This is a genomic window from Streptomyces sp. NPDC002680 (assembly GCF_042889145.1).
In the GTDB taxonomy this organism is placed as follows: Bacteria; Actinomycetota; Actinomycetes; order Streptomycetales; family Streptomycetaceae; genus Streptomyces; species Streptomyces adonidis.
Window position 1 is genome coordinate 469,564 of the sequence record NZ_JBIAQP010000006.1, and the last position, 23,426, is coordinate 492,989.

Annotated in this window: 19 protein-coding genes; 6 read left to right on the top strand and 13 right to left on the bottom strand. The window is 70.4% G+C overall.

The annotated features are described in order from the left end of the window. Positions 1-31: 31 nt before the first annotated feature. The 7 genes from ACFYXF_RS18985 to ACFYXF_RS19015 form a co-directional block, all read right to left on the bottom strand. On the bottom strand, positions 32-811 hold the full coding sequence (locus tag ACFYXF_RS18985; protein ID WP_389350728.1) for an ABC transporter ATP-binding protein: 780 nt from the start codon (positions 809-811) through the stop codon (positions 32-34). Continuing rightward, positions 804-1,733 carry an ABC transporter permease gene (locus tag ACFYXF_RS18990; RefSeq protein WP_389350729.1) on the bottom strand — a complete coding sequence of 310 codons (930 nt, stop codon included), beginning with the start codon at positions 1,731-1,733 and terminating at the stop codon, positions 804-806. The genes ACFYXF_RS18985 and ACFYXF_RS18990 overlap by 8 nt, the downstream gene beginning before the upstream one ends. Positions 1,734-1,834: 101 nt before the next feature. Beyond that, positions 1,835-2,707 carry a glycosyltransferase family 2 protein gene (locus tag ACFYXF_RS18995; RefSeq protein ID WP_389350730.1) on the bottom strand — a complete coding sequence of 291 codons (873 nt, stop codon included), beginning with the start codon at positions 2,705-2,707 and terminating at the stop codon, positions 1,835-1,837. An 8-nt stretch (positions 2,708-2,715) separates the two neighbouring features. Further along, a complete protein-coding gene (locus tag ACFYXF_RS19000) occupies positions 2,716-3,498 on the bottom strand; it encodes a CDP-alcohol phosphatidyltransferase family protein (protein WP_389350731.1) in 783 nt (260 codons plus the stop codon). After that, complete coding sequence (locus ACFYXF_RS19005) at positions 3,476-4,537, bottom strand: iron-containing alcohol dehydrogenase family protein (RefSeq protein WP_389350732.1); 1,062 nt, start codon at positions 4,535-4,537, stop codon at positions 3,476-3,478. The genes ACFYXF_RS19000 and ACFYXF_RS19005 overlap by 23 nt, the downstream gene beginning before the upstream one ends. After that, on the bottom strand, positions 4,525-5,277 hold the full coding sequence (locus ACFYXF_RS19010; RefSeq protein ID WP_389350733.1) for a sugar phosphate nucleotidyltransferase: 753 nt from the start codon (positions 5,275-5,277) through the stop codon (positions 4,525-4,527). The genes ACFYXF_RS19005 and ACFYXF_RS19010 overlap by 13 nt, the downstream gene beginning before the upstream one ends. After that, positions 5,274-7,115 carry a DUF5941 domain-containing protein gene (locus ACFYXF_RS19015; protein ID WP_389350734.1) on the bottom strand — a complete coding sequence of 614 codons (1,842 nt, stop codon included), beginning with the start codon at positions 7,113-7,115 and terminating at the stop codon, positions 5,274-5,276. Before ACFYXF_RS19015 ends, ACFYXF_RS19010 begins: the two co-directional genes overlap by 4 nt. 324 nt (positions 7,116-7,439) lie before the next feature. Here ACFYXF_RS19015 and ACFYXF_RS19020 point away from each other — a divergent pair, with 324 nt between their 5' ends. Beyond that, a complete protein-coding gene (locus ACFYXF_RS19020; protein WP_389350735.1) occupies positions 7,440-8,375 on the top strand; it encodes a cation diffusion facilitator family transporter in 936 nt (311 codons plus the stop codon). A 231-nt stretch (positions 8,376-8,606) separates the two neighbouring features. Beyond that, positions 8,607-9,203 carry an isopentenyl-diphosphate Delta-isomerase gene (idi, locus tag ACFYXF_RS19025; RefSeq protein ID WP_369030991.1) on the top strand — a complete coding sequence of 199 codons (597 nt, stop codon included), beginning with the start codon at positions 8,607-8,609 and terminating at the stop codon, positions 9,201-9,203. Between the two features lie 11 nt (positions 9,204-9,214). Here the strand turns inward: idi and ACFYXF_RS19030 are convergent, their stop codons facing one another. Then, entirely contained in the window at positions 9,215-9,724 is a 510-nt protein-coding gene (locus ACFYXF_RS19030; protein ID WP_389350770.1) for an ATP-binding protein, read from the bottom strand. A 254-nt stretch (positions 9,725-9,978) separates the two neighbouring features. Here ACFYXF_RS19030 and ACFYXF_RS19035 point away from each other — a divergent pair, with 254 nt between their 5' ends. Continuing rightward, positions 9,979-10,740 (top strand): enoyl-CoA hydratase/isomerase family protein, encoded by a 762-nt coding sequence (locus ACFYXF_RS19035; protein ID WP_389350736.1) that lies wholly within the window; start codon positions 9,979-9,981, stop codon positions 10,738-10,740. 159 nt (positions 10,741-10,899) lie between these two features. After that, complete coding sequence (locus tag ACFYXF_RS19040; protein WP_389350737.1) at positions 10,900-13,272, top strand: Tex family protein; 2,373 nt, start codon at positions 10,900-10,902, stop codon at positions 13,270-13,272. Between the two features lie 289 nt (positions 13,273-13,561). Here ACFYXF_RS19040 and ACFYXF_RS19045 read toward each other — a convergent pair whose 3' ends face one another. Both ACFYXF_RS19045 and ACFYXF_RS19050 read right to left on the bottom strand, forming a co-directional pair. Continuing rightward, complete coding sequence (locus tag ACFYXF_RS19045; RefSeq protein ID WP_389350738.1) at positions 13,562-15,205, bottom strand: ABC-F family ATP-binding cassette domain-containing protein; 1,644 nt, start codon at positions 15,203-15,205, stop codon at positions 13,562-13,564. A gap of 329 nt (positions 15,206-15,534) precedes the next feature. Then, entirely contained in the window at positions 15,535-16,578 is a 1,044-nt protein-coding gene (locus ACFYXF_RS19050; protein WP_389350739.1) for an oxidoreductase, read from the bottom strand. Between the two features lie 90 nt (positions 16,579-16,668). On the opposite strand from ACFYXF_RS19050, the gene ACFYXF_RS19055 reads away from it, so the two are divergent. Beyond that, positions 16,669-17,589 (top strand): FAD-dependent oxidoreductase, encoded by a 921-nt coding sequence (locus tag ACFYXF_RS19055; RefSeq protein WP_389350771.1) that lies wholly within the window; start codon positions 16,669-16,671, stop codon positions 17,587-17,589. A 175-nt stretch (positions 17,590-17,764) separates the two neighbouring features. On the opposite strand, the gene ACFYXF_RS19060 is transcribed toward ACFYXF_RS19055, so the two are convergent. Both ACFYXF_RS19060 and ACFYXF_RS19065 read right to left on the bottom strand, forming a co-directional pair. Further along, positions 17,765-19,036 carry a M14 family metallocarboxypeptidase gene (locus ACFYXF_RS19060; RefSeq protein WP_389350740.1) on the bottom strand — a complete coding sequence of 424 codons (1,272 nt, stop codon included), beginning with the start codon at positions 19,034-19,036 and terminating at the stop codon, positions 17,765-17,767. Further along, entirely contained in the window at positions 19,033-20,985 is a 1,953-nt protein-coding gene (locus tag ACFYXF_RS19065; RefSeq protein ID WP_389350741.1) for a Xaa-Pro dipeptidyl-peptidase, read from the bottom strand. Before ACFYXF_RS19065 ends, ACFYXF_RS19060 begins: the two co-directional genes overlap by 4 nt. 164 nt (positions 20,986-21,149) lie before the next feature. On the opposite strand from ACFYXF_RS19065, the gene ACFYXF_RS19070 reads away from it, so the two are divergent. Further along, complete coding sequence (locus ACFYXF_RS19070; protein ID WP_389350742.1) at positions 21,150-22,655, top strand: M1 family metallopeptidase; 1,506 nt, start codon at positions 21,150-21,152, stop codon at positions 22,653-22,655. Here ACFYXF_RS19070 and ACFYXF_RS19075 read toward each other — a convergent pair. Beyond that, the gene (locus tag ACFYXF_RS19075; protein ID WP_389350743.1) at positions 22,646-23,371 is read right to left on the bottom strand and encodes an SDR family NAD(P)-dependent oxidoreductase; all 726 of its coding nucleotides are present in this window, start codon (positions 23,369-23,371) and stop codon (positions 22,646-22,648) included. The two genes, ACFYXF_RS19070 and ACFYXF_RS19075, sit on opposite strands and share 10 nt — an antisense overlap. Positions 23,372-23,426 lie beyond the last annotated feature (55 nt).

The following is a 23,426-nucleotide window of genomic DNA, read 5'->3' on the forward strand; positions in this document are numbered from 1 at the left end:
TTCACCCGGCGATCCGCCGGGCGACTGTCCGCTACTTGCCGGTGAACTTCTCGTACTCCTTGAGCACCTCGTCCGTCGGCCCGTCCATGCGCAGTTCACCGCGTTCCAGCCACAGGACGCGGTCGCAGGTGTCCCTGATCGACTTGTTGTTGTGACTGACCAGGAACACCGTGCCCGCGTGCTTGCGCAGTTCCCGGATGCGGTCCTCGGAGCGCTTCTGGAAGGACCGGTCACCGGTCGCCAGGGCCTCGTCGATCATCAGTACGTCGTGGTCCTTGGCGGCGGCGATGGAGAACCGCAGCCGCGCGGCCATGCCGGAGGAGTAGGTGCGCATCGGCAGGGTGATGAAGTCGCCCTTCTCGTTGATCCCTGAGAAGTCGACGATCTGCTGGTAGCGCTCCTTGATCTCCTCGCGGGACATACCCATCGCGAGGCCGCCCAATATGACGTTCCGTTCGCCCGTGAGGTCGTTCATCAGGGCGGCGTTGACGCCGAGCAGGGAGGGCTGCCCGTCCGTGTACACGTGCCCCTTCTCGGCGGGGAGCAGACCGGCGATGGCGCGCAGCAGGGTCGACTTGCCGGAGCCGTTGGAGCCGATCAGACCGACGGCCTCACCCCGGTAGGAGACAAAGGAGACACCTCGTACGGCGTGCACCTTGCGCACACCCGGTGACTCGCCGCGCTTCACGATGCGGCTCAGGGCGGAGGTGGCGCTGCCCTTGCCGGTCTTGGCGCCGTTGACGCGGTAGACGATGTGGAGTTCGTCCGCGATGACAGTGGGGATCTTGTCCCCGGGAATCGGGTCAGCCACGGCCGTACCTCTCCTCCGACTGCCAGAAGTACACGAAGCCGCCGAGGGCGAACAGCGCGGCCCAGCCGCCCGCGACCGCCCAGACGTGCGGCGGCAGGTTCTCCGAGCCGTAGCCGTCGATGAGCGCGAAGCGCATCAGGTCCATGTAGATGGCGGCGGGGTTCCACTGGAGGACGTCGGCGAGCCACTGGGGCTTGTCGGCGAGCATGACCGGGATGGAGAACATCACGCCGGACGCGTACATCCACGTACGCATCACGAACGGCATCAGCTGGGCGAGGTCCGGGGTGGACGCACCCCACCGGGCCATGATCAGCGCGAGGCCGGTGTTGAAGAGGAACTGGAGGACCAGCGCCGGGACGATCAGCAGCCAGGACAGCTTGGGGTAGCTGCCGAAGCCGATCGACACCACGAACAGCACGATCATCGAGAAGAGCAGCTGCTGGAGCTGCTGCAGCGCGAAGGAGACCGGCAGGGCGGCGCGCGGGAAGTGCAGGGCGCGCACCAGGCCGAGGTTGCCGGAGATCGCGCGGACGCCCGCCATCACGGAGCTCTGCGTGAAGGTGAACACGAAGACGCCCGTGACGAGGAACGGGATGTACACCTCGCGGGGCATGCCCCGGTCGGCTTCGAGGATCACGCCGAAGATGAAGAAGTACACGGCCGCGTTCAGCAGCGGTGTGGCCACCTGCCACAGCTGGCCGAGTTTGGCCTGGCTGTACTGAGCGGTCAGTTTCGCCTGCGAGAAGGCGAGGATGAAGTGACGCCGTCCCCACAACTGGCGGACGTACTCGACGAGTCGGGGACGGGCGCCGCTCACGGCGAGCCCGTACTTCGCGGCGAGTCCGGCCGCGGAGAGGCCGTCGTCGGGTGACGGTCGGTCGCTCACCGCGACACCGCCGTCATGCGTTGTCTCACTCACAAATGGAAACTTTCGTCTTCAATATGCGCAGCTGAACGGGGCAGAGCGCGGGCCGGGAAGCGGAGTGCGGTCGGCCCGCGGGGGCACTGGGTAAGAGCTTCTCAGATCACTGGGGGGCGGCCCAGTCGGGTCAGCCGCCACACCGTACGCCACCGGATGGGCCGGCGGGGTCCGCACGGGGTGGTCAGGCCCTCCTTGAACCCGCCCCACCAGGCTCTGAGCGCCGGGCGGGAGGGCCTTCGGAGGAGTGTGAGGAGCAGCCAGTCCCCCAGGTACACGGGTACGAGGGGGGCCGGAAGGTTGCGGCGGGCCAGCCAGACCCGGTTGCGGGCGACCATGCGGTGGTAGACCGCGTGCCGGGAGGGCGCGGTCGTTGGGTGGTAGAGCAGCATGTCGGCCCGGTAGTCGATCATCCAGCCCGCGTCGAGGGCCCGCCAGGCCAGGTCGGTCTCCTCGTGGGCGTAGAAGAACTCCTCGGGGAGGATGCCCACTTCGGCGAAGACCTTGGTGCGGACGGCGTTGGCGCCGCCCAGGAAACTGGTGACGCGGGAGCTGCGCATCGGGTCCGTGGTGCCCGGGCGGGGCACATGGCGGCGCTGGGTGAGGCCGGTGTCGGGGTCGGCGATGCGGAAGCTGATGATGCCCAGTTCCGGGTCGTCGGTGAAGGCCCGGCGGCACAGTTCGGCGGTGTCCTGGTGGCCGAGGAGACCGTCGTCGTCGAGGAACATCAGGATGTCGACGTCGCCGCCGGCCGGGCCGAACGCCTCGATGCCGACGTTGCGTCCACCGGGGATGCCGAGGTTCTCGGGCAGCTCGATGCTCCGTACGCCCTCGGGGAGGTCGGGGACGGGCGAGCCGTTGCCGACCACGACGACCTCGACCGGGTCGCCCTCCTGTTTGGCGATCGAGTCGACGAGGGCGCGGAGTTCGTCGGGGCGGTTGCCCATGGTGATGATCACCGCGCCGACTCTCATGGCGCTCCTCACCGGAGCCTGCTGGAGGCGAGGATGGACACGAGGTGCAGCACGGTCTGCAGGATCGCGATGCCGGCCAGTACGGCGATGCCCAGACGGGTCCAGAACAGGTCGCCGCCGAAGGCGTCGAGGATCGCCACGAAGAGGATGAAGAGGCTCGCCTCGACGCCACCGATCAGCCGGTGGAACTTCAGGGCGGCGGCAGCCTTGCGGGCCAGGGCGAGCCCCTCGGAGCGCGGTACCGACAGCTCCTCCTTGGCGGCCTCCAGACCGCTGCGGGACCGGGCCACGTCCACCAGGTCGGTCTCGGCCTTGATCAGGATCGCGCCGAGCGCGGCCAGGGTGCCTAGGAACGCCCACAGCCACTCGGGCGTCCCGGAGCCGTCCCAGAGGTCGGCGCCGCGCAGCCCGAAGCCGATCAGCAGGGCCGACTCGGAGAGGTAGTGGCCGATGCGGTCGAGGTACACGCCGGTGATCGAGGTCTGGTTCCGCCAGCGGGCGATCTCGCCGTCGACGCAGTCGAGGAGCAGGTACAGCTGGATCAGTACGACGCCCAGGATCGCGCCGGTGAGGCCGGGCACCAGGAGGGCCGCGCCCGCCAGACCGCCCGCGACGACCATCAGGTACGTGAGCTGGTTGGGCGTGATCCTGGTGTCCACCAGGTACGGGTCGACCCGCAGGGACACCTCGCGCATGTAGAGGCGTCCCGCCCAGTGCTCGCCGCTGCGCCGGTCCTTCACCCCTTCGGGGTGGACGACGGGGCGTAGTTCAGCTACCGATGGCCTTGACATAGTCCGCGTACGTGTCCTTGATCTGGTCGTTCGTGAGGTCGAGGTGTTCCAGGATCGTGTAGCGACCGGGTCTGGTCTGCGGGGCGTACTCGACGACCCGTACGAACTCGTCCGTGGTGAAGCCGATCTCCCCCGGCAGCACCGGCAGCCCGTGCCGGCGCAGTACCTCGGCCATGTACGCCGCTTCCTCGGCCGCGCCGCGCAGGTACATGGCGAAGGCGGCGCCGAGGCCGCACTGTTCGCCGTGGCTGGCGGCGCGCTTGGGGTACAGCAGGTCGAAGGCGTGGTTGATCTCGTGACAGGCGCCGGAGGAGGGGCGGGAGTCGCCCGACACCGACATGGCGATACCGGTGAGGACCAGCGCCTCGGCCAGCACCTGGAGGAACGCGTTGTCGCCGACCCCGCCGGGGTGACGGAGGACAGCCTCGCCCGCCTGGCGGGCCATCGCGGCGGCGAGGCCGTCGATCTTCTCGCCGTTGACCTCGCTCGCCAGCTCCCAGTCGGCGACCGCGGAGATGTTCGACATGGCGTCGCCGATCCCGGAGCGCACGAACCGCACCGGGGCCTCCCGGATCACATCGAGGTCGATGACAACGGCGATCGGGTTCGGTACGCCGTACGAGCCGCGCCCCGCGTCGTTGTCGAGGGTGGCGACCGGGGAGCACAGGCCGTCGTGCGCGAGGTTGGTGGCGACGGCGACCAGCGGCAGGCCCACGCGGGCCGCGGCGAACTTGGCGCAGTCGATGATCCGGCCGCCGCCGAGGCCGACCACGGCGTCGTAGTGGCCGGACTTGATGGCGTCGCCCAGCCGGATCGCGTCGTCGATGGTGCCGCCGGCGACCTCGTACCAGCTCGCGCCGGGCAGCGCCGGGGCGAGCCGCTCGCGCAGCCTGGCGCCGGAGCCGGCACTGATCGCGACGGCGATCTTCCCGGAGTGCGAGATCCGCTGGTCGAACAGCACGTCCGCCAGATGGTTCAGGGCCCCCCGGCGGATGTCGACGACGACCGGCGAGGGGATCAGCCTCGTCAGTACCGGCACGCGATCTCCCGTCCTCGGGCGAGATCGTCGTGGTTGTCTATCTCGACCCACGGGACCTCGCCTATGGGTGCCACGTCGATCCGGAAGCCGCGGTCGACCAGTTCCTGGTAGCCGTGCTCGTAGAACTGCTGGGGGTCGGTCTCCCACACGGTCTTCAGGGCGTCGGCCAGCTCGGCGGCGGCGGCGCCCTCGATGAGGGTGACGCCGATGTACTCGCCGGTGGCCTCCGCCGGGTCCATCAGCTTGGTGATCCTGCGCACGCCCTTCTCCGGGTCCACGACCACCTTCATCTCCTCGTCGGCGAGATCCTTCACCATGTCGAGGGCCAGGATGATGCGCTTCCCGTCGCCGCGCGCGGCGAGCAGGGTCTTCTCGACGGAAACGGGGTGCACGGTGTCGCCGTTGGCGAGGATGACCCCGTCGGCGAGGGCGTCCCGGCCGCACCAGAGGGAGTAGGCGTTGTTCCACTCCTCGGCGCGGTCGTTGTCGATGAGGGTGAGCTTCAGCCCGTACTTCTCCTCCAGGGCCGCCTGCCGCTCGTACACGGTCTCCTTGCGGTATCCGACGATGATCGCGGCCTCGGTGAGGCCTATCTCGGCGAAGTTGGCGAGGGTGAGGTCGAGGACGGTGGGGCCGTCCTCTTCGCCCGCGGGGCCGACCGGCACGAGAGCCTTGGGCAGGCTGTCGGTGTAGGGGCGCAGACGCCGTCCGGCGCCGGCCGCCAGCACGAGGCCGATCATGCGGGTTCTCCTTCGTCGTGTACGGCGGGCGCGCCGCCCTGGTGGGCGGTCACCCAGTAGCGGATGCTCTCGGCGAGCACCAGCAGGGCCACGGCCACGGCGAGGACCGTGAGCGCGACCACGAACTGCGAGGCACTGAGCAGTGCGGCCAGTACGACGACCACCAGCGTCCGGCCCTCGTGCCCTCCGCTCGCCCGTACCAGCCAGCGCGGGGGCGCTCCGGCGTTGCCACGGATGCGGTACACCGTGTCGTAGTGATGGTAGGCGACGGCGGCCACGAGGCCGAAAGCCGCGGGAAGTGCTCCGTTTACCTCCGCTTTGCCCGCGAGAAGGAGGACTGTGCCGTATTCGGCGACCCTGAAGACCGGGGGGACGAGCCAGTCGAGGCGGCCCGTGAGGGGCAGTGCGACCGCGCTGCCCGCGCAGAGCACGTACAGCACGGTGAGAGCGACGGGGATCGGGCTGCCGTAGGAGCACACCCATACGGCGAAGATCAGCACCGCCGCGCCTTCCAGCGCGAGGAGGAGGCGCGAGCCGCCCGCCGTGCGCCCGGGAATGCGCGCCACCAGCTCCGCGAGCGGCCCACTGTCCGCGAGGTCCTCCAGGGCTTGCGCGGCGCGCTCGGTGCGCTGAGCCGTTCGGGTGAGTGAGCGCAGGACGCGACCCGCCGTGGTGTACGTCGCGGCGAAGCCGCAGCCGATGAGCAGCACAGTGAAGGTGACACGGGGGGTCGTGAACGCCGTGAGGACGGCGATCAGGGCCCAGCGCTCGCCGATCGGCAGGACGATCATCCGCCGTACCCAGACCGTCCAGCCGACGCTGTCGAGGCGGTCGGAGAGGGCGGCCGTGGGACTGGTGTTCGCCGTCGCGTCGTGGTTGGCCTCGTTGAAGGAGAAGTCGACGACGTGCCGACAGGTCTGCAGGATCATCGCGCCGAGGGCGAGGGCCCATACGTCGTCGCCGCCCCGGGCCGCGCCGAGGGCGAGGCCCGCGTAGTAGGCGTACTCCTTGGCGCGGTCGAAGGTCGCGTCCAGCCAGGCGCCGAGCGTCGAGTACTGGAGGGAGTAGCGGGCGAGCTGGCCGTCCGTGCAGTCCAGGACGAAGGAGACGAGCAGGAGCACGCCGGCGAGGACGAAGCCGCCGCGGGTGCCGGTCGCCGCGCAGCCGGCCGCGATCAGCGCGGTGAGCAGCGAGGCGGTGGTGACCTGGTTCGGGGTGAGGCCGCGGCGGGCGCACCAGCGCGCGAGGTAGCGGGAGTACGGGCTGACGCAGAACGTGGTGAAGAAGCCGTCCCGGGACTTCACGGCCGACTTCAGGCGTACGGCCTCGTCGTCGACGGCGGCGACGGCCTGCCGTGCCTCGTTGCGGGCCTGCGGGTCGGCGGGGACCGCTGCGGTCAGGCTGCCCAGCTCGGGGCGGTGGACGTCGGCGCCGTCCGCCTCCAGGGCGAGGGCGACGCGGTCGGCGAGGCTGTCCACGGCGACGGCGGAGGCGGAGGCGGCCTTGCCGAGGCCCGTGGGGGCGTCCGCGTCCGTGGAGATCTCCCGGGCCAGTACGCGGGTCAGGGCCGTGCGGCCGGCGTCGGGCTGGGCCGTCACGGCGCCCGGTACGGCGGCGAGCGGGAAGCGGGGGTCGGTGAGACCGAGGCGCAGGGCGTGGAGGTGGCCGACGAAGCGGGCGTCGACGAGGGCGACCCGTTCGTCGCAGGGCGACTCGGCGAGGAGGGTCTCGGTGCCGGCGACGTCGGTCGCGCTCCGCACGTCGAAGCCGAGGGACCTCAGATCGTCCTCGATCGACGATCCGGGAACCGGCTGACCCGTGAGGATGGCGGTCGGCAACCCAACTCACTCCCTGGACACCGACGTGTGCACGCCGGTCATTTACATGATGGTGGGGGAAACCCTGACCCACGGTGGCCGGGCAGCATGTCGGCAGAGGTTATCGGATGAGGCCGCGACCGTGTTCACCGGCTGTTCATGGCCCCCAGCCGTGACCGAGGCCCGGGACCATCGCGACCGCCTCCGCCGCACCTCTGACCTGTGATTCGTTTCCGCAGGTCAGGGCACATGACAACGGTGTTCAGCGTCGCGTTGCCACATACCCCCCACCCGTAGTTCACTGATCACGGGACGGGGTCAGGGACGACACAGGAGGCGGCTTCCATGGGGGCTGGGCACGATCACGGACACGCGCACGGCGCGCCGACCACGGGTACGGCGGCAGCCGCGTACCAGGGGCGGCTGCGCATCGCGCTGGCCATCACGCTCACCGTCATGGTGGTCGAGGTCGTCGGCGGGGTCGTCGCCGACTCCCTCGCGCTGATCGCGGACTCGGCGCACATGGCGACGGACGCGCTGGGCCTCGGCATGGCCCTGCTCGCGATCCACTTCGCGAACCGCCCGCCGACCGGCAACCGCACCTTCGGGTACGCCCGCGCCGAGATCCTCGCCGCGCTCGCCAACTGTCTGCTGCTGCTCGGCGTCGGCGGATACGTCCTGTACGAGGCGATCCAGCGGTTCATCACACCGGCCGAGACCGCGGGCGGGGTGACCGTCGTCTTCGGTCTGATCGGTCTGGTCGCGAACATGATCTCGCTGACGATGCTGATGCGCGGCCAGAAGGAGAGCCTGAACGTGCGCGGCGCCTTCCTGGAGGTCGCGGCGGACGCGCTGGGCTCGCTCGCGGTGCTGATCTCGGCGCTGGTCATCATGGCCACGGGCTGGCAGCGGGCCGACCCCATCGCCTCGGTCATCATCGGTCTGATGATCGTCCCGCGCACGGTCAAGCTGCTGCGCGAGACCCTGAACGTGCTGCTGGAGGCAGCTCCCCGGGGCGTCGACATGGCGGAGGTGCGGGCCCACATAGTGGCGCTGCCCGGTGTGGAGGACGTACACGATCTGCACGCCTGGACGATCACCTCCGGGATGCCGGTGCTGTCGGCGCACGTGGTCGTCAGTTCGGACGTGCTGAGCGGGATAGGCCACGAGAAGATGCTGCACGAGCTCCAGGGCTGCCTGGGCGACCACTTCGACGTGGAGCACTGCACCTTCCAGCTGGAGCCGGGCGGGCACGCGGAGCACGAGTCCATCTGCCACTGAGCCCGTTCCCGGGCCATGCCGACCGGAACGCAGCCGTCCGGCGCGCGCCCGCGTCCCCTTCTTCAAGCCCCCCTCCCGGACGGTTCCACTGCCGGGGGACAGGGCACGATTGACTATCCGGTCGCTGTCCGGGGGCTTTCGCGCCGGACATGCGGGGGGTGCCGCGAAGTGCCGGGAGTGCCGGATTCGTACGGCAGACTTGGGGCTCGAAGACCGAGGCGAAGGATGGGTATGCCGATCACACCTGCCACCGCGACGCACAACAGTTCGTCGAACGGCACAGCAGAAGCGATCTTGCTCGAACTGGTCGACGAGAACGGCACGACGATCGGCACCGCCGAGAAGCTCTCCGCCCATCAGCCGCCGGGTCTGCTGCACCGGGCGTTCTCCGTCTTCCTCTTCGACGAGCAGGGCCGGCTGCTGCTCCAGCAGCGCGCGCTGGGCAAGTACCACTCCCCCGGTGTCTGGTCCAACACCTGCTGCGGCCATCCCTACCCCGGTGAGGCGCCCTTCGCGGCGGCGGCCCGGCGGACGTACGAGGAGCTGGGGATCTCCCCGTCGCTGCTCGCCGAGGCGGGCACGGTCCGCTACAACCACCCGGACCCGGAGTCGGGCCTGGTCGAGCAGGAGTACAACCATCTGTTCGTCGGGATGGCGCAGTCGCCGCTCGCGCCGGACCCGGAGGAGGTCGGGGACACGGCCTTCGTGACCCCGGCGGAGCTGGCGGAGCGGCACGCGAAGGAGCCGTTCTCGGCCTGGTTCATGACCGTCCTGGACGCGGCCCGCCCGGCGGTCCGGGAGCTGACGGGCCCGACGGCCGGCTGGTGACAGAGCTGCGGCTATGGCAGTAGTGGTGCGGGTTTGAGCGGCAGGGCCGCCCAGACGACCTTGCCGCCGCTCGCCGTGTGTTCGATGTCGCACACCCCGCCCGCCTCCCTGGCGATCTCGCGGACCAGGAGCAGTCCGCGGCCGCCGGTCCGGCCGTGGTCGGCCTCCAGGGCGGTCGGGCGGTAGGGGTGGTTGTCCTCCACGGACACCCGCACCCACTCGGCGCCGACGGCGACCTCCACGGCGAGCGTCGGCGACAGCAGCGCCGCGTGCCGGACGGCGTTGGTCGCCAGCTCCGAGACGATCAGCAGCAGCCCGTGCACCAGGTCCGGCGAGGCGGGTACGCCCTGCCGGTACAGCAGGTCCCGGACGGCGTGCCGCGCCTGTGGGACGGAGGCGTCGACAGCGGGAGCGGTGAACCTCCAGACCCCTTCGTAGGGAAGCGGATCCAGGGGTCTCCGCTCGATGGGCACGCCGTCGTCCGCTGGGCGTGCGTCCGACTCGCGCCCATGGTTCTCCATCGTCCGGTCGCCGCCCTCGCGCTCGATTGTCACCACACGACGAGTGTTGGTAACGCCGGGTCCCCACCGGAGAACTGAACAGAAGTCAGCACGTATCGAGCGCTTCTGACGGATGAGGCACGGCACATGCATATATGCGACCGCGCCTGGTCACAACCTGCCGACTTCATGAACTATTCGGGTTGTACGGGTTTGCCTGCCGCCCTCGTCGGACGCTCGTCGGGCGTTCGGCGTCGGCGGATACGATCCGGCCCATGGAGCCGCAGCTGACCCACAGTGCCGCCGACGGTGTCGCCACCGTCGTCATCCACAACCCGGCCAAGCGCAACGCCATGACGGCCGGCATGTGGCGGGCGCTGCCGCCGCTGCTCGACACCCTGGCCGCCGATCCGGCCGTCCACGTCCTGGTGCTCACCGGGGCGGGCGGGACGTTCTGCGCGGGGGCCGACATCTCGACGCTCCAGGGCTCGCCGGAGGAGGCGCAGCGGCTGGCCGTGCGGGCGGAGGACACGCTCGCGGCCTTCCCGAAGCCGACGCTGGCGGCGGTCCGCGGGCACTGCGTGGGTGGCGGGGCGCAGCTCGCGGCGGCCTGCGATCTGCGGTTCGCGGAGGAGGGGTCGCTGTTCGGGGTGACACCGGCGAAGCTGGGGCTGGTGTACCCAGCGTCGTCCACCCGGCGGCTGGCGGCCCTGGTCGGCCCCGCGACGGCCAAGTACCTCCTCTTCTCGGGCGAGCTGATCGACACGGAACGGGCGCTGCGCACCGGCTTCCTCGACGAGGTGCTGCCCGGCGACGAACTCGACAAACGGGTCGCTGAGTTCACGCGCGTGCTGGCCTCGCGCTCACTGCTCACCCAGGCGGCGGCGAAGGAGTTCGTGAACGGGCGCACCGACCGGGACGCGTACTGGGCCGACGAGCAGGTGCGGGCCGGCGGCGAGGTGGCGGAGGGGGTGGCCGCGTTCCTGGAACGGCGGCGGGCGGAGTTCTCCTGGACGGGGCCGGCGTCTTCTACGTGACGGTGAACCCTGTTGTCGGTCTGCTGCGGCAACGTCGTGGCTGGTCGCGCAGTTCCCCGCGCCCCTTTGGGGCGCGTTGCCGAACCGTCTGATCCTCGGTTGTCGGTGTCACCTGCCACAATTGCCGCGCAACCTCAGTGGAGAAGGCGGTACGGGATCGTGACGACACCCCTCGTAGGGTCCATCGAAGGCAGGATCGCCGAGGAGCTCGGCGTACGGGAGCGGCAGGTGAGAGCCGCCGTCGAGTTGCTCGACGGGGGTTCGACGGTTCCCTTCATCGCCCGCTACCGCAAGGAAGCGACCGAGATGCTCGACGATGCGCAGCTGCGCACGTTGGAGGAGCGGCTGCGCTATCTGCGGGAGCTGGAGGAGCGGCGGGCCGCGATCCTCGAATCGGTGCGCGAGCAGGGCAAGCTGACGCCCGAGGTCGAGGCGCAGATCCGCGGTGCCGAGACGAAGGCGCGCCTGGAGGACATCTATCTGCCGTTCAAGCCGAAGCGGCGGACGAAGGCGCAGATCGCGCGTGAGGCGGGCCTTGAGCCGCTGGCCGAGGGCCTGCTCGGCGACCCGTCCGTCGACCCGCTGGCGGCCGCCGCGGCCTTCGTCGACGCCGACAAGGGCGTCGCCGATCCGCAGGCCGCGCTGGACGGCGCCCGCGCGATCCTCACCGAACGGTTCTCGGAGGACGCCGACCTGATCGGCGAGGTGCGCGAGCGCATGTGGGTGCGCGGACGGCTGGCCGCCAAGGTGAAGGAGGGCAAGGAGGAGGCGGGCGCCAAGTTCGCCGACTACTTCGACTTCGCCGAGCCCTTCACCGCCCTGCCCTCGCACCGCATCCTCGCGATGCTGCGCGGCGAGAAGGAGGACGTCCTCGACCTGGTCCTGGAGCCGGAGGAGCCGACGGAGGGCCCTTCCTCGTACGAGGGGATCATCGCCCACCGGTTCGGGGTCGCCGAGCGCGGCCGGCCCGGCGACAAGTGGCTCGTGGACACCGTGCGCTGGGCCTGGCGGACCCGGATCCTGGTGCACCTCGGCATCGACGTGCGCCTTCGGCTGCGTACGGTCGCGGAGGACGAGGCCGTCAACGTGTTCGCGGCGAACCTGCGCGACCTGCTGCTCGCCGCCCCGGCCGGCACGCGCGCGACGCTGGGGCTCGACCCCGGGTTCCGTACGGGTGTGAAGGTGGCGGTGGTGGACGCGACCGGGAAGGTCGTCGCCACGGATGTCATCTACCCTCACGTCCCGGCGAACAAGTGGGACGAGGCGCTGGCCAAGCTGGCGCGGCTCGCCAAGGAGCACGCGGTCGAGCTGGTCGCGATCGGCAACGGTACGGCGTCCCGGGAGACCGACAAGCTCGCCGGTGAACTCATCACCAGGCACCCGGAGTTGAAGCTCACCAAGGTGATGGTGTCCGAGGCGGGCGCGTCCGTGTACTCGGCGTCGGCGTTCGCCTCGCAGGAGCTGCCGGACATGGACGTCTCGCTGCGCGGGGCGGTGTCGATCGCTCGGCGTCTGCAGGACCCGCTGGCCGAGCTGGTGAAGATCGACCCGAAGTCGATCGGGGTCGGGCAGTACCAGCACGATCTGTCCGAGTTGAAGCTGTCGCGGTCGCTGGACGCGGTGGTCGAGGACTGTGTGAACGGTGTCGGGGTCGACGTCAACACGGCGTCCGCGCCGCTGCTCTCGCGGGTCTCCGGTATCTCCTCCGGGCTCGCGGAGAACATCGTGGCGCACCGGGACGCCAATGGGCCCTTCAAGTCGCGGTCCCAGCTGAAGGGGGTCGCGCGGCTCGGGCCGAAGGCGTACGAGCAGTGTGCGGGGTTCCTGCGGATCCGGGGCGGGGACGATCCGCTGGACGCGTCCAGTGTGCACCCGGAGGCGTATCCGGTGGTGCGGCGGATGGTGAAGTCGGCGGGGAGCGGGGTGGCCTCGCTGGTCGGGAACACGGCTGTGCTGCGGTCGTTGCGGCCCGATGAATTCGTCGACGAGACGTTCGGTCTGCCGACGGTGACGGACATCCTGCGCGAGCTGGAGAAGCCCGGGCGTGACCCTCGGCCCGCCTTCAAGACGGCGACCTTCAAGGACGGGGTCGAGAAGATCGGCGACCTGTCCTCCGGGATGGTGCTGGAGGGGGTGGTCACGAACGTGGCCGCCTTCGGGGCGTTCGTGGATGTCGGTGTCCACCAGGACGGGCTGGTGCATGTGTCGGCGATGTCCAAGACCTTCGTGAAGGACCCGCACGACGTGGTCAAGTCCGGGGACATCGTCAAGGTGAAGGTGCTTGACGTGGACATTCCCCGGAAGCGGATCTCGCTGACGCTGCGGTTGGACGACGAGGCAGCACCCTCCGGGGAGCAGCAGGGGCAGGGCGGGGGCCGGCCTCAGCAGCGGGGCGGGCGGCCGCCTCAGCCTCGGCAGCAGCGGCAGGGGGGTGGAGGCGGAGGCGCTCGGCAGGGGGCGCCCGCGCCGGGGAACAGTGCGATGGCGGATGCGTTGCGGAAGGCGGGGTTGGTGGATCCCAAGCGGAGGTGAACGCCGGGTTGCCCTTAGTCACGAGGGCACCCCACGTTGACGCCGACCGACGGGTGGGTCGCGCAGCCCGGCGCTGTACGGGGTGCCGCTGCGCCCACCCGTGCCGCCCCTAGCGGCACGCATGCCCGCAGCTGGGCGGGTCGGACGGGCGCGAAGCGCCCTCCTAGGGGCGCGGGGAACTGCGCGACCAGCCACGACGGCGCCGCAGCCAAACGAAACGGGACGGACGGGCTTTTCAGGGGCGCGGGGAACTGCGCGGCCGGCCCCCACCAGGCCGCAGCCATGCCCGCTACCCCAGCTCCGACACCTTGCCGGCCGCCACTTCGAAGCGCCGCGTCACCCGCACCGCGTCCAGCATTCTGCGGTCGTGGGTGACCAGAAGGAGCGTGCCCTCGTAGGAATCCAGGGCCTGTTCCAGTTGTTCGATGGCCGGGAGGTCGAGGTGGTTGGTCGGTTCGTCCAGGACCAGGAGGTTCACACCTCGGCCCTGGAGGAGCGCCAGAGCTGATCTGGTGCGCTCGCCGGGGGACAGCGTCGCCGCCGGACGCAGGACATGCTCCGCCTTCAGGCCGAACTTGGCCAGAAGCGTGCGCACCTCCGCCGGCTCCGTGTCCGGAACCGCCTCGCAGAACGCGTCAAGCAGCGCCTCCGGGCCGTGGAACAGCTTGCGGGCCTGGTCCACCTCCCCCACCACCACACCCGAGCCGAGCGCCGCGTGCCCCGCGTCCAGCGGGACCCGGCCCAACAGGGCGCCCAGAAACGTCGACTTGCCCGCCCCGTTCGCACCCGTGACCGCGATCCGGTCCGCCCAGTCGATCTGGACGCTCACCGGACCGAGCGTGAAGCCCGCCCGGCGCACCTCCGCGTCCCGCAGGGTGGCGACGACCGAGCCGGATCGCGGCGCCGCCGCGATCTCCATGCGCAGTTCCCACTCCTTGCGCGGCTCCTCGACCACGTCCAGGCGTTCGATCATGCGCTGCGTCTGGCGGGCCTTCGCGGCCTGCTTCTCACTCGCCTCGCTACGGAACTTGCGGCCGATCTTGTCGTTGTCGTTGTTCGCCTTGCGCCGGGCGTTCTTGACGCCCTTGTCCATCCAGCCGCGCTGCATCTGGGCCCGGTCCTGGAGCGCGGAACGCTTGTCGGCGTACTCCTCGAAGTCGTCGCGGGCATGCCTGCGGGCGACCTCCCGCTCCTCCAGATAGGCCTCGTAGCCACCCCCGTACAGCCTGATCTGCTGCTGGACCAGGTCGAGTTCGAGGACCTTCGTGACCGTGCGGGTGAGGAACTCCCGGTCGTGGCTGACGACCAGCGTGCCCGCGCGCAGGCCCTTGACAAAGCGTTCCAGGCGCTCCAGGCCGTCGAGGTCCAGGTCGTTCGTCGGCTCGTCGAGGAGGAAGACGTCGTAGCGGGAGAGGAGCAGGGAGGCGAGGCCCGCTCTTGCCGCCTGGCCGCCCGACAGGGATGTCATCGGCTGGTCCAGGTCCACCGTCAGGGCCAGGGAGTCCGCCACCTCCTCCGCCCGTTCGTCCAGGTCGGCGCCGCCGAGGTCGAGCCAGCGCTCCAGGCTTGTCGAGTACGCGTCGTCCGCGCCCGGGGAGCCGTCGACCAGGGCCTGGGTCGCCTCGTCCATGACCCGCTGGGCCTCGGCCACGCCCGTGCGGCGGGCGAGGAAGTCGCGGACGGTCTCGCCCTCCCGGCGCTCCGGCTCCTGCGGGAGATGGCCGACGCTCGCGGTCGGCGGGGAGAGGCGCAGTTCGCCCTGCTCGGGCGGGAGCAGCCCGGCGAGCATCTTCAGCAGCGTGGACTTGCCCGCGCCGTTGGCTCCGACCAGCCCGATCACGTCTCCGGGCGCGACGACGAGGTCGAGCCCGGAGAAGAGGGAGCGGTCGCCGTGGCCGGCGGCGAGGTTCTTGGCGACGAGGGTGGCAGTCATCAGGGTGCCGATCCTAGGGCCTGTCGTTTGGATCACGCCTGGGCCCCGGGGCGGCCGGGACATTGGCCGCTCCGCGGCGGGCGCGCATCTGCCGCGTTGTCGTCACTCGCCGACTCCCCCACACTCGAACGAACTCGCGCGGGGGGACCCCCATCGCGTCGACTCCCTCCTCCGCCTTGCAGCTGCACGCTCCCCCACTCTCGACTTCGCTCGAGCAGGGGGACCCCCATCACCCCGCTCACCGGCAGACAAGGGCGCCGCAATCCCCAGCCGGCGTGATCCGAACGACAGACCCTAGCCGCCGTCCATGGCCGACCGCGTCCGGGATTTCACCTCGCCATCGGCTCGACCAGCACCGTTCCCGACGTACGCGCCACGATGAACGACTCCCCCTTCACCGCCTTCGCGTCCAGGGCGATGCGGTGCCGGCCCGGTTCGAGGATGCCGTCGAAGACCTCGTGGGCCTGGGTGCGGTACAGGCGGTCCTGGCGGTACGCCGTGAGGTGGACGCGGCACGTGGAGGTGACCTCTATGCCCGCCTCGCCGTCGGCCGCGACCAGGCGGGTGAGGCGGCGACGTTCCAACGGGCTGCGGTCCAGGGCGTGTTCGATCTGGGCGACGAGGAGCGGGACGATCGGGGCGAGCCCGTCGACGTACGCCACCTCGACGCCCGCGTGTTCGAAGGAACGGCGTACGGCGGCACGTTCCTCCTCGTCGATCGCGCGGCCGAAGGCGACGGCGCCGTAGCCGCGCAGTTCGTCGGCGGGGACGTCCGTGGCGTCCCGGGTGATGTCCGCGCCGATACCGATGGTGCGCAGGGCGGCGGCGAGCTTGGCGAGGACGGCGACCCGGGCGCCGATCAGCAGGACCCGGCGACGGGCCGCGCCCGGTTCCACGGACTCCGTGGCCTCCGCGGTGTCGAGGAGGGACCCGAGGGCCTCCCGGTACTCGGCGCCCGGGAAACGGAAGGGCCCGATGCCGTGGTAGCCGTTCTGCTCCAGGTCGGCGTGGGTGTCCGTCTGCCAGGCGAAGTCGCGCCACACATAGTCGTCGCCGTCCCTCTCGATGGCCGCGGTCACGGCACCACACGCGAGGTCGGCGCACTCGGGACAGCCATAGATGACGTACCGGCCGCCCTCCAGGGGTGCGTCGGCCTCCAGAAGCAGGCCGCGGACCTGGGCGGTGAAGATCGCGGGCGGGACGTCGGAGGCGAGCGGGGAGACCGCGTCGAGGTCGGAGAGCTGGTAGAGGAGGGGACGGCCGTCGACGATGAAGTCGAGGAAGTCCCGGTGGACTTGGTAGTCACCGTTGGCGAGGACTCCACCGGCACGCATCGCCGGTGCCAGGCCGAAGGTGGCGTACTCGGCAGACATGCTGTGAGTATCCCCACACTGGGAGCGATCTGAGCACGGCATGACATATTCCGCTACCGTCCCCGCGTGGAGACGCGGCGGAGCGGTGAAGTGATCGTGGTCGGCGGCGGGGTCGTCGGCCTGACGACGGCGGTCGTGCTGGCCGAGCGCGGCCGACGGGTCCGGGTGTGGACGCGGGAGCCCGCCGAGCGGACCACCTCGGCAGTTGCGGGCGCGCTGTGGTGGCCGTACCGGATCGAGCCGGAGGCGCTCACCGGGGAGTGGGCGCTCGCGTCGTTCTCCGTCTACGAGACATTGGCGGAGCGGCCCGGGGAGACGGGCGTACGCATGGTCGAGGGTGTACAGGCCGGGCAGCGGCTGGACGAGCTGGGTCCGTGGGCCGCGCGGGTACCGGGGCTGCGGGAGACGGACGAAGGGCTTCGGGCCAGGCTGCCGTTGATCGACATGCCGGTTCATCTGGGGTGGCTGCGGGAACGGTTCCTCGCGGCGGGCGGGATCATGGAGAAACGTTCCGTCAGGAGTCTCGCCGAGGCCACGGGGGCCGACGGGGTGGATGTCGTCGTCAACTGCACGGGGCTCGGGGCGCGCGAACTGGTGCCGGATCCGGCGGTACGTCCCGTGCGGGGGCAGTTGGTCGTCGTGGAGAACCCGGGGATCACTACGTGGTTCACGGCGGCGGGGCACTCCGGTCCGAAGACCACGTACTTCTTTCCGCAGCCGGGTGGGCTGATTCTGGGCGGTACGGCGGAGGAGGACGAGTGGTCGTTGGTGCCTGATCCGGTGGTGGCCGAGGAGATCGTGCGGCGCTGTGCGGTTGTACGGCCGGCGATCGCCGGAGCGAGGGTGCTGGGTCATCGGGTCGGGCTGCGGCCCGCCCGTGACGTGGTTCGGCTGGAGCGTGAACTGGTCGATGGGGGGCGGGTGTTGGTGCACAACTATGGGCATGGTGGGGCGGGGGTTACGGTCGCCTGGGGGTGTGCGGCGGGCGCTGCGCGGCTTGTCGGGGGGTGAGTGGGTTTGTTTTTTGCCGCGGGCCGGTGGGGGCTGGTCGCGCAGTTCCCCGCGCCCCTGTCGGGGGCGCTCGCGCGCCACCCGACATCACCGGCCCAGCCCCCTCCGCCACGGACAACCCGATTCCCGCCCCGCCCCGCAACGGACCACCGCGGACAACCCGTTTCCTGCCCGCTCAGCAGTTCGTGTCCGGCTCCCCCTCCGTCAGGTGGTAGGGGGCCCGCTCGTCCAGGAGCAGCGGTACCAGGGCGCGCAGTGACTGGCGCAGGGGGACATACGCCCCGCCCGCCTCCGGCCTCACCCGTACTCCGTGCAGCGCCAGTTCGTCGGCCACCTCCTCGTACTGCTCGCCCGTGAGCCGGTAGCCGCACGCCGGGTTCTCGATCACCTCGGTCGGTTCGGGCGGGTCGTTGTCCGCGCCGCCGAGGTAGACCGGGCCGGTGTCGCGGTAGCCGGTCAGGCGGGCGGCGGCCGTGGCTGTGTCGATCTGGCGGCCCCGCTCGCCGGCGAAGCTGAACAGACCCTTCAGGGCGGCCAGTTGGGAGTCCACCCGGCGCCGGTTGTTGTCCGCTTCCGGGATCCCCTCCGTCAGCGGCTCTACGCGGCTCTCGATCAGCAGTCCGACCGAGTGCTTCACGCCGGACATGTTCCGCAGGATGCGTTCCTGTCCGTCCCCGGCGACCTGGCGGATCGGGTCACCGGTGACGGGGTCGGTCCAGATGCCGTACGTGCCGGTCGTGAACCCGGCGCTTCCGGCGGCCGGTCGGACGTACGTCTGGGACAGGGTCTGTGCCTCGGTGTGGACGGCCGCGTCGGTGTTGAGGTTGCGCGGCCAGAGGTCGAACAGGTCCTTCTCGTAGTACAGGGGTGTGGCGCCGTACTCGTGCAGGTCGTAGACGACATCCGGTTGGCGGTCCCGCAGGACCTTCGCCATCGCTCTCGCTTCCGCCGTCTGGAGGGACAGGTGGTCGCGGTTGATGTCGACGCCGTCGCTGTTGCCCCGGGTGTCGGCGGCGCGGCCGTCGGGGTTGGCGGTGGGGACGACCAGCAGGGTGGTGCGGGACAGGAACTCCTTCGTCCGCGCGTCCTTCGCGTACGCCAGGTCGCGGATCGTCGTCAGGCAGGCCTCGCGGCCGGACGGCTCGTCGCCGTGCTGGCTGCAGATGAGCAGCACGGTTCGGGTGGTCGGGCGTTCGCCGATGCGTACGAGTTGGACGGGGCGGTTCTGTTTGGTGGTGCCGATGCCGGTGAGGGTCACGCGGGTGCTCGCCCGGTCCACGGCGGTGAGGAAGTCCTGTTCCTCGGGCTGGCTGGTCCAGCGGGCGCCGTTCGTCTGCTCGAATCCGGTGCGTGGGGGCGCCGGTTGGGCCTCGGCGGCATAAGCGGGGGCCGACAGTAAGGGTGCGGCGAGGGCGGCGGCGATCACCGTGGCCAGACGCGGGTTCATATCGCTCCCGGGATGCGGTGGGCGGCGCGCGGGTCGCGTACGCCGTCGAGGAGGGACGGGCTCGGGGTGGCGGCGACCGTACCGGCCGTGGCCCGCGCGAACGCGCCCGCACCGCCGACGAGCGGGACCCTGGCCGTCGTACGGGACAGGTCGAGCGTGAGGGTGGGGGTCGTCGACGGGGGGTCGATGAGGTCCTTGTCCGTGCCCGCGACGATCAGGGCGAGGCGGTGACCCGCCGGGATCACGTGGTCGGTGGCGTGCAGGTCGAGGGTGATCGTGTAGCGCTTGCCCGGGGTGAGCGGGACGCCCTTCGTGGCCGAGGCGTGGTTGCCCAGGTCGGCCCAGCCGCGGCTGAGGATCGTGTAGTCGACGGCGGTCGTCTTCGCCTGGGTCGAGCGGAAGCAGGAGCTGTCGCCGGTGGTGCTCGGGCCCCAGCAGGTGCGGTCGGTGAGGGTGGTGATGCCCTCGGCGGGGTCGGCGTAGTCCCGGATGGTGTCGGGGCCGAGGTCGACCAGGACGGCGGTCAGGTGGGCGGTGGTGGTGCTCGGGGTCGCCGTCACGGTCACCGTGGACGAGCCGGACACGCGCAGGTCCTTGGCCAGGGGTTTCGTGGTGAAGCCGACCTTCCCGGACGTCGAACTGTCGATCTGCGCCGACCAGTCGGTCTCGCTCAGGGTCGGGTCGTCGGTGAACTTCTCCGTGCCGGACTGCTTGCGCAGGCCCAGGGTGCCGACGCCGGGCTGGTCGCCGGTGCCGGGGCGCAGGGTCACCGTGTCCGTGGTGCGGGGCGGCCAGATGTTCGAGGTGACCCACTGGTCGGGGTGACGCTCGATGTCGGCCATGGGCTCGTCGTCGACGCCGTTGTCGTAGCCGAGGAGTTCGTGGTCGAACCAGCGGTGCAGGGTGTCGGCCCAGGCGGCGCGGCGGAAGTCGAAGGGGTCGACGTGGCCGGTCTGGGAGAGCCAGATCTTGCGCTCGACGCGGTTCTTCGCGAGGGCGTCCCACCACTGGCCGAAGTGCTTGGGGCGCACGTTGAGGTCCTGCTGGCCGTGGATGACGAAGACGCTGGCCTTGATCTTCCGGGCGTCCTTCACGTAGTCACGCTCGGTCCAGAAGGACGTCCAGTCACCGGTGCGCGGGGCTCCGTCGACGATCTTCTGCTGTACGGCGGCGCACTTGGCGCGGGCGGCCGGGCTCTCGACGTAGTTCGACAGCCATTCGGGACCGGAGTCGTAGAGGGGGGCGCCCTGGGCGAAGTAGTAGTCGTACCAGGAGGAGATCGCGCTGATCGGGACGATCGTCTCCAGGCCCTTGACGCCCGTGGCGGCCACGCCGTTGGCGATCGTGCCGTCGTAGCTCTTGCCGATCATGCCCGTCTTGCCGTTGGTCCAGGTCGCCTTGGCGCGGTCGGTGCCGGTGCGGCTCGTGTAGGCCTTGGCGCGGCCGTTCAGCCAGTCGACGACGGCCTTGGCGGACTGGATGTCGGAGCGTCCGCCGACGTCGACGCAGCCGTCGGAGCGGTTGGTGCCGGCCAGGTCGACGCCGACGAAGGCGTAGCCGCGCGGGACGAAGTAGTTGTCGTAGAACAGCGGCATCTGGACAACGTTGCCGTTCGCGTCGTACGTCTTGCGCTGGCTCTCGTTGCCGCGTCCGCAGCAGGAGTAGTAGGGGCTGGCGTCCATGATCACGGGTATCTTGCGGCCCTGCGCGGCGAGTTCGCGCGGCCGGACGATGTCGACGGCCACGCGGTCGGTCTTCCCGTCGCTGTCGCCGTCGAGTCCGGTGTCCACCCAGACGGCCTCGCGGATGGCGTTGTCGTACGAGTAGACGGGTCTGCTCTCCCGTGGGGCGCTGTGGGCGACGGCCGGGGTGAGCAGGGCGGCCATGAAAGCGGCGGTGGCCGCCGTCGCGAGCGTTCTCCAGGTCGTGAAGCGCGTGCGTTTCGGCATGTGCCGGACGGTACTGCGGTCAACTCCCGGGCAAAAGAGGGTCTCTTGGGCCCATGACGGCCGAATGGCGATCGTGTGACAGGGGTGGTTGTGGACACACCTGCTCACACAGGTGATGAATAGGCTGCGAACAGACTTCATGCCCCCCACGACTTGGAGCTTTCGTGCACCGCAGACTCATCCCGTCGGGCGCACTCGCGACGGCCTCGCTCATGCTGGCGATCCCGGCGTCCGCCGCGAGCTACTCCCCCGGCGCACCGGGCATCGGCGACCCCTACTATCCGGCGTACGGCAACGGCGGATACGACGTCTCGCACTACGACCTGCGGCTCAAGTACCAGCCCGCGACGGACGAGTTGGAGGGCACGGCGACCCTCCTCGCGACCACGACCCAGGATCTGTCGCGCTTCGACCTGGACTTCCTGCTGGATGTCAGCGAGGTGCGGGTCAACGGCTCGCGCGCCACGTTCACCACCTCCGGCGAGCACGAGCTGGAGATCACTCCGCGTACTCCCCTGGCCAAGGGCGCGGCGGTCACCGTCGTCGTGCGGTACAGCGGAGTGCCCTCGTCGAAGCAGGCGTACGGCTTCACCAGCTGGCACCGCACCCCTGACGGCGGCGTCGGCGCCAACGAGCCCGAGGCCGCCTGGTGGTGGTTCCCCAGCAACGACCATCCGCTCGACAAGGCCACGTACGACGTGTCGGTGCTCGTCCCGGACGGCTCGCAGACGATCTCCAACGGCACGCTCCAGTCGACGAGTTCACGCCTCGGCTGGACCCGCTGGAACTGGCGCTCCAACAAACCGCAGGCCACGTATCTCGCCACGCTCGCCGTCGGGAAGTTCGACGTCACGACCGGGACGACCGAGAGCGGCATCCCGGTGGTCAACGCCTACAGCAAGGACCTCGGCGACAACTACGGGGCCGCGCGGGCGAGCATCGAGCGGACCGGGGAGGTCGCGGACTGGCTGGCGGAGTACTTCGGCCCGTACCCGTTCAACGCGCTCGGCGGATACGTCCCCAACACGAACACGGGGTATGCGCTGGAGACACAGACCCGGCCCTTCTACAGCCCCCGCCAGTTCGCGAACGGGACGAACGTCTCCGTCGTCGTCCATGAGCTGGCCCACCAGTGGTACGGCGACGAGGTGTCCCTCGCCGGCTGGAAGGACATCTGGGTCAACGAGGGCTTCGCGCGGTACGCGCAGTGGCTGTGGTCCGAGCACGAGGGCGAGGGCACGGCACAGGAACTCGCCGACTACGTGTACGCCGTACACCCGGCCGACGATCCGTTCTGGACCGTGAAGCCGGGCGACCCGGGCCCCGAGAACCAGTTCCACCTGGCCGTCTACGACCGGGGCGCACTGGCCCTCCAGGCGCTGCGTAACGAGATCGGCGAGGCGGACTTCTTCGCGATCCTGAAGGGGTGGCCCACGAAGTTCGCGTACGGGAACGCATCCGTCGCCGACTTCCGGGCGTACGCCGAACAGGTGTCCGGCGAGTCGTTGGGGGCGCTGTTCGACACGTGGCTGTTCCAGGCGTCGAAGCCTGCCGCGCCTGCGGCGGCGCGGGCCTCGGTGGCTCCCGTGATGCCGAAGTCGTGGAAGGAGATCGCGGCGACCAACTCGGTGCACGAACAGGGCCATCTGGCTTCGGGGCCTCACAAGTAGGCTGATCCGCCAGACACGTTGAGGGTCTGGCCGGTCAGGAAGCCGCTGCCCTCGTCGATCACGTACAGCAGTGTCGAGACGAGGTCGGACGGCAACTGCGTGCGAGGTACGGCCTGTTGGGCGCGGACGTGCTCGAAGCCGCCGTCCGCGCCGACGGTCCGTTCGGCGGTCGCCGTGCGGACCATGCTGGGGGCGATCGCGTTGACCGTGATGTCGCAGGGGCCGAGGGCCGAGGCGAGGGCGCGGGTGAAGCCGATCAGGCCCATCTTCGAGGTGACGTAGGGGACCATCGTCGGCGGGGCGGTGAGGACGGCCGCCGACGTGATGTTCACGATGCGCCCCCAACCCGCCGCCCTGAGGTGCGGCAGCACCGCCTGGGTGACCAGGAACGGCGCCTCCAGGTTCACGCGCATCACGCGCCGCCACTCGTCCGGGGTCGTCTCCTCGAAGGCTGCGGAGGGGTAGACGCCCGCGTTGTTGACGAGGATGTGCAGGGTGCCGAAGCGGTCGATGACGCGTTCCAGTGCCTGCCGTACCTGGGTCTCGTCGGTGACGTCGGCGGTCAGCTCCAGGTAGTCCAGGACCTTTCCGGCGGTCTCGGGCTGCGGGACCAGGTCCAGGCCCGCGACCCGGTAGCCGTGGCCCGCGAGCGCCACGGCGAACTCATGGCCGAGGCCCTGTGCCGCGCCGGTCACCAGTGCGGTACGCGTCTCCATGGGGCGAGTGTGATGAGGCACCCGCCGCTCGGCAAGAGCGCATTTCACTCGCCGG